The 12537-nt window shown below is 63.0% G+C and carries 13 protein-coding genes, 1 tRNA gene and 1 pseudogene; 2 read left to right on the top strand and 13 right to left on the bottom strand.

The genetic code is table 11. The features are described 5' to 3' along the window. Positions 1-489 precede the first annotated feature (489 nt). A tRNA-Pro gene (locus ACFR99_RS18270) sits at positions 490-562 on the bottom strand. Between the two features lie 155 nt (positions 563-717). Between ACFR99_RS18270 and ACFR99_RS18275 the strand changes: the two genes are divergently transcribed. After that, positions 718-972, top strand: a complete 255-nt coding sequence (locus ACFR99_RS18275; RefSeq protein WP_390290520.1) for a pro-sigmaK processing inhibitor BofA family protein — start codon at positions 718-720, stop codon at positions 970-972. Positions 973-1063: 91 nt separating this feature from the next. Here the strand turns inward: ACFR99_RS18275 and ACFR99_RS18280 are convergent, their stop codons facing one another. Together ACFR99_RS18280 and ACFR99_RS18285 are read right to left on the bottom strand one after the other, a co-directional pair. Continuing rightward, complete coding sequence (locus ACFR99_RS18280) at positions 1064-1822, bottom strand: DUF7504 family protein (RefSeq protein WP_390290523.1); 759 nt, start codon at positions 1820-1822, stop codon at positions 1064-1066. 132 nt (positions 1823-1954) lie between these two features. Then, positions 1955-4021, bottom strand: a complete 2067-nt coding sequence (locus tag ACFR99_RS18285) for a DEAD/DEAH box helicase (protein ID WP_390291301.1) — start codon at positions 4019-4021, stop codon at positions 1955-1957. A gap of 338 nt (positions 4022-4359) precedes the next feature. Between ACFR99_RS18285 and ACFR99_RS18290 the strand changes: the two are divergent. After that, a pseudogene (locus ACFR99_RS18290) lies at positions 4360-5046 on the top strand (methyl-accepting chemotaxis protein); the annotation flags it as partial. 77 nt (positions 5047-5123) lie between these two features. On the opposite strand, the gene ACFR99_RS18295 reads toward ACFR99_RS18290, so the two are convergent. The 10 genes from ACFR99_RS18295 to ACFR99_RS18340 all read right to left on the bottom strand — a co-directional run bounded on the left by ACFR99_RS18295 (position 5124) and on the right by ACFR99_RS18340 (position 12485). Beyond that, positions 5124-6233, bottom strand: a complete 1110-nt coding sequence (locus ACFR99_RS18295; RefSeq protein WP_390290525.1) for an ABC transporter substrate-binding protein — start codon at positions 6231-6233, stop codon at positions 5124-5126. Between the two features lie 137 nt (positions 6234-6370). After that, positions 6371-7234 (bottom strand): ABC transporter ATP-binding protein, encoded by an 864-nt coding sequence (locus tag ACFR99_RS18300; protein ID WP_390290528.1) that lies wholly within the window; start codon positions 7232-7234, stop codon positions 6371-6373. Further along, the gene (locus ACFR99_RS18305; protein ID WP_390290531.1) at positions 7234-8352 is read right to left on the bottom strand and encodes a FecCD family ABC transporter permease; all 1119 of its coding nucleotides are present in this window, start codon (positions 8350-8352) and stop codon (positions 7234-7236) included. Before ACFR99_RS18305 ends, ACFR99_RS18300 begins: the two co-directional genes overlap by 1 nt. 81 nt (positions 8353-8433) lie before the next feature. After that, the gene (locus ACFR99_RS18310) at positions 8434-8844 is read right to left on the bottom strand and encodes a cupin domain-containing protein (protein WP_390290534.1); all 411 of its coding nucleotides are present in this window, start codon (positions 8842-8844) and stop codon (positions 8434-8436) included. A gap of 51 nt (positions 8845-8895) precedes the next feature. Next, positions 8896-9018: a hypothetical protein gene (locus ACFR99_RS18315; protein ID WP_390290536.1), complete on the bottom strand. Its 123-nt coding sequence runs from the start codon at positions 9016-9018 to the stop codon at positions 8896-8898. A 144-nt stretch (positions 9019-9162) separates the two neighbouring features. After that, entirely contained in the window at positions 9163-9357 is a 195-nt protein-coding gene (locus tag ACFR99_RS18320) for a cold-shock protein (RefSeq protein ID WP_005554588.1), read from the bottom strand. Between the two features lie 112 nt (positions 9358-9469). Beyond that, on the bottom strand, positions 9470-9688 hold the full coding sequence (locus ACFR99_RS18325; RefSeq protein WP_390290541.1) for a hypothetical protein: 219 nt from the start codon (positions 9686-9688) through the stop codon (positions 9470-9472). A 90-nt stretch (positions 9689-9778) separates the two neighbouring features. Then, on the bottom strand, positions 9779-10480 hold the full coding sequence (locus ACFR99_RS18330) for a carbonic anhydrase (protein WP_390290542.1): 702 nt from the start codon (positions 10478-10480) through the stop codon (positions 9779-9781). Between the two features lie 191 nt (positions 10481-10671). Then, positions 10672-11466 (bottom strand): ABC transporter permease, encoded by a 795-nt coding sequence (locus tag ACFR99_RS18335; protein WP_390290545.1) that lies wholly within the window; start codon positions 11464-11466, stop codon positions 10672-10674. Continuing rightward, the gene (locus ACFR99_RS18340; protein WP_390290548.1) at positions 11466-12485 is read right to left on the bottom strand and encodes an ABC transporter ATP-binding protein; all 1020 of its coding nucleotides are present in this window, start codon (positions 12483-12485) and stop codon (positions 11466-11468) included. Before ACFR99_RS18340 ends, ACFR99_RS18335 begins: the two co-directional genes overlap by 1 nt. Positions 12486-12537 lie beyond the last annotated feature (52 nt).

The following is a 12537-nucleotide window of genomic DNA, read 5'->3' on the forward strand; positions in this document are numbered from 1 at the left end:
GAGCGGATTCAGGGTGGCAACCGACGATGCATTCGTGGCTTGTGCAACCGCGACTGGGTGCATTGACGATAACACGAGTTTATTGCCGCCAGTGGTCTCCGCTGTTCGACAGGGCAGTACTATTGCTTCCACGGAAGGCTTCATTGTTCGCACCCCACTACGTAGAATCGAGGTGATCCCAACGAATATCAAGATGATCGGTCCATCATCCGGTCCTCACTGTGGTCAGTCTGATCGTACTCCGTGTGGGTACTCACCATGGTTGTACGATCGTACTCCGTGTGGATCCTGATGATTGCTTCCCTCAGAACACCTCACACCCCGAACTCATAGTTCAGTTCTCTTCCTTCGGTTCTGATGCCGCTGGTTGATCAGTACTGTCGCTCGTCAGCATCGTCTCAGTAGCTGTCGGTCACGGATTCGCGCCGCGAAAGAAGATCGGGTGAGTATAGAGCCGCCACTTGCGGTGTCGTTCGTGACGAAAGCGAATGGGATCGCCCGGATTTGAACCGGGGTCACGGGCACCCAAGGCCCGAAGTATACCAAGCTAACCCACGATCCCGTACATCTCGATATCGCCCCCACACCATAAAGCGTTTCGTTATCCTGCTGGCCGTCGCCGTGTGAGCCGCCACGCTCGAGGCGTCCGCTCTTTCCCTCGAGACAGTCATCGGGAACCGACAGAACGGTTTTGCCCGATGGCGTGATAGCGCCTCTATGACCGGGCTCGAGTTGCTGCTTTTGATCCTCGTCTTGCTCCTCGTTCTTGCGGCGGCACAGCTCGTTGCGGTTGCCAGGCCGTTCATTATCAACACGGTCGGTGGGCTCGTGGTGTTGTATCTCGCTCAGGTCGTCTTCGGCGTCACGGTGGCAGTGTCGCCGCTGACGATCGTGATCGTCGCAATCGGCGGCGTTCCAGGCTCGGTGCTCGTGCTTGCGCTGTCGCTGTTCGGGATCGCGTTCGTTCCGTGACCGGCGAGACATACGGTCTGCTGTTCCGAGTTCCCGGTGCACCCGCGACCCGTCCTGCGGGCCCACCGGAACTGACTAACAGCAGACCGTATCAGTCACCGAGCAGTCGCTCGATCTCCTCGTCGGTCGCTTCGGAGATCGCATCCTGCTCGCTATCGATCAGCGCTGTGTCCGTCCACTCGGCCAGCATCGAGGCGACATCCTCGTCGGTCGCTTCCGGGAGTGGCTCGTCGCAGTCGGCGGCGACGACGGCGTCGAAGAGCACACTGAACGCCGAAACGACACGGTCCTCGTGGTGTGTCGGATCGAAGTGAACGTGGGCGTGGGCATCGACGCTCGCGAATCGGTTCGCGAGGACGTGTGTGAACTGGAAGACGTCCGCCGGTGGCGTGTGCCGGAGCAGGGCGTCGAGCGAATCGAAACAGACTGTCAGGCCCTCGTCTGTGTCGCCCCAGTGTTTGCAAAAGCGGCTCACTGCGATGCCGATCGCGGTGAGATCGGTCGGATCAGGCACCGTCTCGGTGACGACTGACTGAGTGAAATCCGGCGCCGAGTCGTCGGCGAGGACGTTCCCGATCGTGAGCTGGCCGAATCGGCCGCTGATCTCCTCTTCCGTGGGGCAGGACGGCTCCTCGTCGGCAAAGGTAACCGAGAGATGTGCCGTCTCACCGCCGCACAACTCCTCGCATGCGTCGGGCACTGTGTCGCTTGCGTGAACGAGCAGGACGAGTGCCGGAGGGTCGACTGCGGCTGGCGTCGTCGGCACGGCCTGCTGTACCGATTTCCCGGTGCAATCGCGACCGTCCGGCGGTTGCACCGGAACTGACTGACAGTTGTCCGTAGAGTCCATAGTGACAGCGTCGGGGCAGCCCCGTGCTGGCTGTCGATTGCGCGCTCGTCTCCTTTATGCTTCTGGCCGCTGAAACGCGGGCGTAAAACGATTGTGGCCGGGCTCCGCGCGTACCGACCGCGGCTGGTCCGATCAGCGATCCTCGTCGCGCAGTTCGATGTCCGCGACGAGCTCGTAGGGGTGGGCGTCCTTCCGGATGCCATCGAGGAGGGTAAACGCCTGTCCGGGCTCGAGGAAGTGTTCCGTGACCACGCGACCGAGCGGCGTGGGTTCGAAGCCGTCGATGAACTCGTACTGTAGCAGTTTGCCGATGGCGTGTTTCGTGGGGACGTCGCCGATCATGCGGTCGTTGAGCGCCTTTGCGGCCTTGCCGCCAACGGTGACGTTCGCCAGCGTCTCCTCGACTGCGGCGGCCTCGTCGTAGTGGGTCATCACCGACTCCATCTCGCCTTTGAGGAGTTTGAAGGCGACTTCGTCCTCGGACATCTCCATGGAGTTGTGGTAGGCGCAGTCGGGTTCGACGAGGACGTACACCGTCCCCTTGTCGTGGTAGTCGGGTCGACCCGCGCGGCCGAGCATCTGGTGGAACTCCTGGACGGAGAGCCACTCGATACCCATCGCCAGCGAGTCGAAGATTACCTGTGAGGCTGGGAAGTCGACCCCCGCTGCGAGTGCAGCAGTCGTGACGACTGCCGAGAGTTCCTGCTCGCCGAACTTGCGTTCGACCTCCTTGCGGCGTTTGTAATCGAGGCCGGCGTGGTAGGGTGCGGCAGAGTACTCGAGTTTCCGTGAGATCTCGTGACACCGTCGCCGGGAGTTGGTGAAGATGATCGTCTGCCCGCGATAGCCTTTGGAGGACTCGGTATCGAACGCGCGTTTGACGAGCTTGTTCTCGATGCGGACTTTCTCCTGGCCGTCTGCGAAGGTGACGTGGCGTTCGATCGGGACCGGGCGCTCCTCGAACTCGATGAGTGTCGACTCGAGCGCACCCGCGAGCTGGTCTGGGTTGCCGACGGTCGCCGAGAGATAGATCCACTGCGCACCCCCATAGTCGTCGCGACGCTTCGCGCGTTGCTCGCAGGTGTACTTGAGCCGCGAGATGAGCCCGTCCAGCCGGTGGCCCCGCTCTTCTTCTTTGAGGGTGTGAACCTCGTCGATGACGACGGTTCCGATGTCGCCCATGTCCTTGCCCGTCCGCAGGGCGTGGTCGATCCCCTCGTAGGTGCCGACGATGACGTCGGCGTTGGGATCGAACTGGTTGCCGTTGTCGGCGATCCGGCTCGCGCCCACGCGAATGGAGACGTCGACGAGGTGGCCGTACTCGTCCTGGAAGTCCTCGTACTTCTGGTTTGCCAGGGCCACCAGCGGCACGAGAAAGAGCATCGTGCCCTTGCCGTTGAGCACGCGGTTGATGCCGGCCATCTCCCCGACGAGGGTCTTCCCGGTCGCCGTCGCCGAGACGACCATCTGGTCGTCGCCGTCGAAGAGGCCGTTCTCGACCGCGAGACTCTGGACTGGCAACAGGGTCTCGAACCGGTCCTCGAGCAGGCCCTGCAAGCCGGGATGGAGGTTCAGCGAATCGACTCGAACGGGGTCGACCTCGTCGGTCGTCGCCGAAATCGTATCGAACTTCGTCAGATCCGGATCGAGCTGGCCCTTGAGCAGGTTGACGATCCGCTCTAAGTCCTGGACCTCGAGCATGAGTTCCTCGAGGCGCTCTTTGGCTGCGCCGGTGACCGCACCGCTGCCCGAAAAGGAGAGCTGGCGCTCGAGTTCCTGGCGAGCACAGTCCCGACAGATCCAGTCGTTGTCGTCTTTGACTGCAGTGTCGGTGGTGATCGGCGAGTACCGGCCCGCGGAGGCACAGTACCGACAGGTCCGGACGGCCTTGGCCTTGTCCTCGAGCTGGTAGCCCGAAAGCATCTCGGTGAGCTCGCGCCGGCCGTCGGGTGAGGTCTGCTCGGAGATGCGGATCCGTGCCGCTCGCCGGGCGAGTTCGATGAACTCGTCGGGCTGGCGAGGCTCTTCGCTCGAGCCCTGTTTGAGCCGGAACTTCGCGGGGCGGGGGCCGGCGGAGGTTTCTGAGAGTCCGAGTTTCGCTCTGAACAGCCGTTTGCCGTCACGTTCGACGACGATCAGGTAGTCGTCGCCGGTTTCGTGACAGAAGATCGTATCGACCTGCTGGACCTGCTTCGACACGGACGCGAGTAGGGCGTGGCGGTATTTCAGCGGTTCGGACTGGCTCGAGTGGGCCGGACCCACGCTGTCGACCTCGCTCTCGTCTCGTTTGCCCACCGGCGGAAATCTCGACCCCGCTGTGGCTATTGTATCTGATCGACGAGTGATCTATAGTATTACATATGATTCTTAGCGAGTTACATACCAGGTGCGTCGAGTCCCAGTTCCATATGGGCTTGAATCCGTGGGAGTACATCCCGGTCGTTCGCCGCCGCTATGCGCTTCGGTTTCTCGCCGCACTCGCTGTCATCCCCCTCATCGTGGGAGCGTTCGGCGGCACGATCTATGCACAGACCGGTGACGAACTCGAGTTCATCGCTGACGTCACGAAGGAGACGAACATGCTCGCGCTCAACGCCAGCATCGAGGCCGCCCGCTCGAGTTCGGACGATGCTCAGTTTACCGCGGTCGCCGAGCAAGTCAAGTCTCTCGCCGAGGACACGCAGGAGGCGGCGATCGACATCGAGGACCGTCTCGAGCGTGTCAGCGAGCAGACCGACCAGGTCGCAGCCGTCGTCCGGGAAACCGACGAGTGCATCGCCGACCACCGCAGCGCAGTGGAGACGACGGTCGCGTCGCTCGAGGAGATCTCCTCGTTCGCCGCGGAGACGAACGACGGCGTTCAGGAAATCTCGGCGGCGACCCAACAGCAGGCGGGCGCGACACAGGAGATCGTGACGATGACCGACGACGTCGCGGCGATCAGCGAGGAGACCAGCGCCGAAGCGGAGACGGTTGCTGCGGCCGCCGAAGAACAGACCTCCTCACTCGTCGAGGTCTCACACACCGCCACGTCGCTGTCCGAGCGAGCACGGGACCTCTCGGAGGCGCTGTCGTCGTTCCAGGTCTCGGCCGAGCCGGCTGAAGCCGTGGCGGTCGATGACGCGGGCCGGACCGGGCGCGAACTGCCCGCGGCCGACGACTACGAGGTCGACCCGAACGGATCGACCCGCGGATCGGCGTTCGACTGGTCGGAGCCGCAGTAGCTGCGTGACGGTCGCCAGATCGGCGTGACTCCGGGTGGCCACTCGAGGTGTCGGAAACCACTGGCTCCGGCCGACGACTACAGGTTGCCGTTGACGATATCACCGACTTCCTGCGGGTCGTATAGCTGTTCGTCGACGTCGTAGAGCTGTTCGGCCGCCCGCTGGGTGACGACGAGGTTCGTGATCGGCCCCTGATAGAGCGGGCCGCCGCGGTAGACGTCGCCGTTCTGGACGGCAGTCAGCTTCTGGGCAGTGTCATCCGCTTCCAGTTTAGAGACGATATCGCTCTGGAACTCCTGTGCGGTCTTGTTTTCCAGCCCGCGGAACAGGAGTACCTCGGGGTCGATATCGAGGAGCGTTTCGTAGTCGACCGCGCCGCGGTCGCTGTGGAAGTCTCGCACGTCCGTGTTGGCGAACGCGTCGGTAACCTCGAGGTCGCGCCACTGCTTGAAACTCGTCGACTCGTCGATCAGGTACGGTGAAAACGAATCCAGTTCTTCGGTCGCCCACATGATCGCAACGTCCGGTCGCTCCGCTTCCGGCGGCACGATATCCGCGACGTTCGACTGGAACCGCTCGTGGAGATCGACGAAGGCCTCGTAGCGGTCCTCTTCCTGGAAGACCTGCGAGAGCTTCTCGAACGCTTCCAGCAGCGTGAGATACTCGTAGTCGTGCCAGCCGTAGCCCCGCGAGAAGATGCTGTTTCCGAAGAAGGGAGTCCCGGTCGACTCGACCCGGTCGATGTCCTCCTGGTCCCAGCCGTCGGCTCTCCCGACGATGAAGTTCGGATCCATGACGAATAGGTCGACGTCCTCGCTCAGCGACATGAACTCCTCCGGGCTCAGGTTTCCGTCCCCCCAGAGCGCGTCCATGTCGCTTTTGTCGACGCTCACGTCCGGAATCTCGTCGTAGTACTGCGTGTGGTACCGGCTGGTGAGATACACCGCCTCGGGTGGCTCCTGACCCAGCGCGATCCCCATATCGGCCCAGCTCCCGTTGTTGGCGGCCCACGTCTCCGGCACACTCGGGAATCCGACCTCGCCGACCGGCGGCATCGACACCGTGTATTCGATCTCGCTCTCGGATCCGCCGAGGGAATCGAGACAGCCGGCGAGCGAACTCACGCCGGCGATCGCTCCACCCGTTCGAAGCACGTTCCGTCTCGTCCACGTCCGTTCGTCACTCATCAATTTTTAGGCTGACCTAAAATAGTAAAAGCCTTCCGAAGCTACCCTTTCGCCATCGGATATCGCGGTCGTCTAGAGCCTGGCAACCGCCCTCCGTTCCCGTTGGCCGCCGCCTCGTTACGTCTCGATGAACGGCGTCACGTCCGCCGGTCCGGCAGCGCCCGCTTCGGCAAGATCTGCAGTTCGGGCTCGTACTCGACGGCCGCCTCGACGCCGAACACGTCGGCGAGCAACTGCTCGGTCACGACCTCCTCGGGCGGCCCCCAGTCGTAGAGTTCGCCGTCTTGCATAGCGATCAGATAGTCCGCGAACCGGGCCGCCTGCGAGATGTCGTGGAGGATCACGGCGACGGTGACGCCTCGCTCTTCGTTCAACTGGCGGATCGTCTCGAGGACGCGGAACTGGTGGTGGACGTCGAGGTAGGTCGTCGGCTCGTCGAGCAACAGTACGTCCGTATCCTGTGCCAGCACCATCGCGATCCAGGCCAGTTGCTTCTGACCGCCGCTGAGCTGGCCGAGTTCGGTCTCGCGGAGGTCGTCGATCCCCGCCAGTTCGATCGCGCGCTCGACCGCGTCGTGGTCCTCGTCGCTGACGCTCTCGAAGAAACTTCGATGCGGATAGCGCCCGTGATAGACGAGATCTTCGACGGTAATCGAGCCCAGCGAGTCGTTTTCCTGCGAGAGTACGCCGAGTTCGCGGGCCAGTTCCTTCTGGCTGAACGACTCGAGGGGCTCTCCGTGGATTTCGACCGTTCCCGTTGCTGGCTCGAGATGGTTCGAGAGCGCCTTCAGGAGCGTACTCTTCCCGCTGCCGTTCGGCCCCACGAGCGCGGTCACTGCTTCTTCAGGGATGTCGATGCGTGCACAGTCAACGATGGTCTCGTCGGTCGTTGGGTAACTGAGCTCGAGGTCGTCGCCGATCAGTGCGCTCTCGACGGCGACGCCGTCGCCGTCGGTGATCCGGTCCCGTTCGCGGGTCGTATCCTGCCGTGTGCGTGCCATTATAACTCACCCATCGACTGCTGTTTGCGCATCAGATAGAGGAAGTACGGACCGCCGAGCAGGCCGGTCACGACGCCGACGGGCAACTGTGTGCCGCTCAACGCGAGCCGTGCGCCGACGTCGGCGGTGACCAACAGTGCGGGGCCGGCGAAGAGACAGCCGACCATTAGCCGCCGGTAGTCGCCACCGACCGTGTTCCGAACGATGTGCGGGACGACGAGGCCGAAGAAGCTGACGATACCCGCGACGGCGATCGCGACGCTGGCGGCCAGAATCGCGACCGCCGAGAGAAAAAATCGGACGCGCTCGACGCGCATCCCGAGCGACTGTGCGGTGCGTTCGCCAAGCAGAAGCACGTTCAGCTGCCGTGCGCCGGCGACGGCGATCGCGATCGAAACGATCGCCGGGACGATCGCGATTCGGACTTCGTCCCAACCGGTGCCCGTCAGCGAACCGGTGAGCCAGGCGACCGCCGTCTGGACGACGCCCAGATCGTCCGCGAAGAAGAACAGTCCCTGCTGAAGCGACTGGAAGACCATATTGACGATCACGCCCGCGAGCACGAGCCGGACAGGGCTCGTCCCGCCCTTCCAGGCGATCGTATAGACGACCACGAACGCGACCGTCCCGCCCAGCGCGGCGATCAGCGGCAGAAACGGCGAGAGGCCGCTGAAGACGACCAGTGTCGCCAGGACGGCGAATCCCGCGCCGGAGCTGACACCGAGTACGAACGGACTCGCCAGTTCGTTGCGCGTTACGGCCTGGAAGATCGCTCCCGAGATCGCAAGCGTCGCACCGGCGATGACCCCGACGAACACCCGCGGCAGCCGGAGGTTCCAGACGACGATGCTCGCGGTACTCATCTCCGGCAGTTCCGTCCCGAACAGGAACGCCGACCAGGTGTAGAGGTTGAACAGCACGTCGGGATCGAACACCGTGCGCCAGGCCTCGCGGATCGTCATCGAGTACTCTCCGAAGCTCACCTGGACGAGCCCGGCGACGACCGTGACGGCCATGCTCGCGAGACAAAAGAGGACGAGCCGCCCCGTCACCCATCCGCCTCGCCCCTCACGCTCCTGGGCGGACGCCTGCCCGCTGATCGACTGCGCTTCTGCCATCTGGTTTAGGTAGTCCTAAAAGACGTTTAGACGTTGCGATTGTCAGACGTGCCGACAGTGGTCGCGAGACGCGAGAACGGGTTACTCGAGCAACTCGATCTCGTCGTCGCCGTGGGGCACCGCACAGATGAACGCGCCCGGCTCGTCGCCGTCGTTGCGGTACCAGTGGACCGTCCCGGCGGGAATGAAAAGCGAGTCACCAGCCTCGACCTCGTAGGTTTCGTCGCCGTCGACGGCTTCGCCGTCTGCTCGATGCGCCTCCGGCGCATCGCTGATGCCTACCGTGTACTCTCCCTCGAGGACGTACTGTTCGTGTTCGACCTCGTTGGTGTGTTTCGGCACTTCCCCGCCGGCCTCGAGGACGAACCGCCGGATCGCGAAGTTCGGCGCGCCGTGGTCGTCGTTGAGCAGAACGCCCTTCTCGAGGCCGTCGGCGGCGTCGACCGGCTCGTACTCGATCTCGTCGCTCCGTCGCAGGACTGGATCGGTCATACCTCGAATCGGTGCCGGAGCCACAAAATCGTCCGGGTCGCTGGCTGCAGGTTACGACAGCAGTCGTCGAAACCTCGAGAGGAGATACCACAGCCCGCTGATGGATCCACAGACGACGAGGTTGAACAGCAAGATGACGAACTCGATGGGTCCCATCGTTGCCAGGATCGTCATAGACGACCTGTTGCTGGCCTCTCCCACCATCGTGTCGATATGCTAACCGCTCGGCGATCTCGTGGCGTGTCGTCACCGACGACGGCGCTGTCGCTCAGCGGTGTAAAATACTGCAGTCAAGAGTCGATACCGTACGAATCCGCCTTACAGGCGCTCGACGTTCGTCGCGCGCGGGCCCTTAGGGGCCTGCTCGATGTCGAACTCGAGCTCCTGACCTTCTTCTAGGTCCGGGCCGCCGATGTCTTCCATGTGGAAGAAAACGTCGTCGTCCGCGTCCTCAGTCTCGATGAATCCGTAGCCGCCAGTGTCGTTGAAGAAATCAACGGTTCCTTTCGCCATTGCTTCTAAAGAGAACGGCCGGGGACTGATAAACCCTCCGACTCGACTCGCATCGAGAAGACGGGCGGGAGAGAGCTTCTCGATCGGCGATTCGGCGATTCTGCCGAGTGAGTCAGACGTTCTCACCGTCTTCGAGTCGCTGGATCGAAATCGAGACGAAATACACCAGCATGAACACGAAGAACCCGCCCGCGAGCCCGACGAGTTCGACGGTGCCGACGCCGTCGGGGTCGATGATGGCAACCGCCGCCATCCCGATTACAAATACTGCGATGATGAAGGCCCCGACGGCGTAGTAGAAGCCGAGATCCGACTCGAGGTACTCTCGCATATGCCGTCATTTCGACGCGACCAGCAAAACGGTACCGACGTTCGGTTCGGGAGAGACGCCGGCGTGTGGCGTCGTCGCCTGCTGTGCTGTCTATGCGAGCAGGCGACGAACCGCGTCCGCGTACTCGTCGGGAACCCGTTCAACGATCGCGTCCGGGTCCGTCTCGCCGTCGTAGTTGACGAGATAGGTGCGGCCGCCGTCGTCGCCGTAGATCCCCTGGAAATCGTAGACGAAGCCGTAGACGGCGACGTCGTCGGGGACGTCCGCGGCCTCGCGCAGGAACTGGACTTGCGTGTCGACGTTGTACTCGACGAGCTGATTGATGACCGTCTCGTCGTCCGCGTCGGTGTCGATCTGGCCACTCTCGATGGCCTCTTCGACGACCGGCACGAGCAAGTCGACCCACTTGTCGACCCCCTGTGGGCCGGGCATATCACCGCCGGTTGCGACCTGGTAGGCGGCGGTGACGGCACCACAGCCGGTGTGGCCGACGACGACCGCGACCTCGGTGTCGGTGTGTGCGATCGGATACAGCATCCCGCCGTTGACGATCAGGTCGCCGTCGACCTCGTCCCAGACCTGATTGCCGATGTTACTGGGTGTAAAGATCGTCCCGGGCTCGTCGGCGTCCCACATGCCGACCTGCGGAACGCGCGAGTCCGAACAGCAAACCGAGACGACGTCAGGCTGTTGACCGTCCTGTACGTCGGCGAAGTGGTCGTCTGCGAGGCCGGCAACGTGGCGCTGGTTCCCGGCGAGCAACTCCTCGAGGACGTCCTGTTCCGTGTCCATATGAGACACAGGCGCAATGGTAGCCAAAACGATTACGTTCCATTCCGAGGCCGCGCTTCATACGAACTACTGTCGGTCATGTCCGGCGCATCCGCGACCCGTCCTGCGGATTCGCCGGGACATCGGGACAGCAGGCCGTACCAGACACCGACGCAGGGCCATCGTGCGATCGAGTGTGCAGTGCTATTATATCAGTCGGTCAGCCCGTAGCCGGTCTTGAACAGGTAGACGTCGATTCCCACGACGACCACGGTAAGCACAGCCAGCACAGCGAGCGACACGAGCGGCATGATTCCCTCGTAGCTGGCCGGTGCGACCTGCACCAGATCCGAGTAGCCGAGGAAGCCGTATCGGACGCTGTCGACCATCAACACCATCGGGTTCAGCAACGAGACCTGCTGCCAGATTCCCGGCAGGGTCTCGAGGGAGTAGAACACCGCGCCGAAGAAGACCAGCGGCCGGATGATGAACTGGTTCATCACGGTCAGATCGTCGAAGTCCCGTGCGACTAGGCCGCCGATGATCCCGAAGCCGGCGAACAACGCCGTGATGACGACCAGCGTGACGAGCAGGTAGAGTGGGTGCTCGACCGAGATCGCGGTAAAGGCGCGGCCGACCGCGGCGATGATGAGGCCGACGATGATCCCCCGCACCGCGCTGGCACCGACGTAGGCGACGACCATCTCGCCGTAGGACAGCGGCGAGGTCAGCGTCTCGTGAATGTACTCGTTCCAGCGGCCGTGGAAGATCGAGAACGAGGCGTTCTCGAAGGCGTTCGAGATCGCACCCAGTACGATGAGGCCGGGCACGATGAAGAGGATGTAGGGAAAACCGGCGATCTCGTCGATCCGATTGCCCAGAATCACACCGAAAACGGAGAAGTAGAGCACGTTCGTGATCGCCGGCGGCATGAACGTGTTCTTGGGACGGCGGACGAACCGCAGCACCTCGCGCCGGAAGAGCGCACGGAAACCGACCGAGAGCATCAGGCGACCCCCTCCTGTTCTCGCTTCGATGGGCTGTCCGTCTCGCTCGTTTCGGGCTCATCACTGCCGCTCGCGCTCTCGGCCGTCGAGCGGGTTACGGATCGATCCTCTCGTTCGGTCAGATCGACGAAGATCTCCTCGAGCGAGGTCCGGGTGATCTCGAGGTCGGCAATCTCGTACCCTCTCGCTTCGAGGTCGTTGAGCAAGCGCGGGGCGATCGACCCGCCGTCGTCGACGCGGACCTCGAGCCGGTCTCCGGACACCGTCGTCTCGTGTGCGTAGGGACCGAGTTCGGGTGCGCTGGTCGGTGTGGACTCGAGGCCGACGGCGACCGTGTCCGTCCCGCGTCCTTTCAGTTCGTCCGGGGTCGCGACGGTTACTTTCCGACCCTCGTTCATGATCGCGACGCGATCACAGAGGCGTTCGGCCTCCTCGATGTAGTGGGTGGTCAGCAGGATCGTCGTCCCCTCCTCGTTGAGTTCGGTCACGAGCTCCCAGAGGTCGTGACGAAGCTGGACGTCGACGCCGGCGGTCGGTTCGTCCAGAATCAACAGATCGGGGTCGGTAACGAGGGCGCGAGCGAGCAACAGGCGGCGTTTCATCCCGCCGGAGAGCCAGTCGAACCGTTCGTTGCGCTTGTCGTAGATCCCGACGCGTTTGAGCACTTCGTCGGCCCGTTCGGCGGCCTCGTCCTCGGGAATCCCGTGGTAGCCGGCTTTGTGCATCAGCACTTCCTTGATCGGAAAGAAGCGATCGACGTTGAACTCCTGGGGAGCCACCCCGATCGCATCCCGGGCCTGCTGGTAGTCGTCCTCGACGTCGTAGCCGAAGACGCGTGCCTCGCCGCCGGTCTTGCGAACCAGTCCGACTAGCGTGTTGATAAAGGTCGTCTTCCCCGCCCCGTTGGGGCCGAGGAGGCCGAAGAACTCGCCTTCCTCGACCGTCAGCGACAGTTCCTGGAGGGCGCGTAACTCCCCATACTCTTTGACGAGATCGACGGTCTCGATGGCCGGTGGCATCGATACAGGGTCAGCCCCGGCTACGGTTAAACCGTTTGTTCGCAGTATTCCT

The organism is Haloarchaeobius amylolyticus (assembly GCF_042678045.1).
GTDB lineage: Archaea > Halobacteriota > Halobacteria > Halobacteriales > Natrialbaceae > Natrinema > Natrinema amylolyticus_A.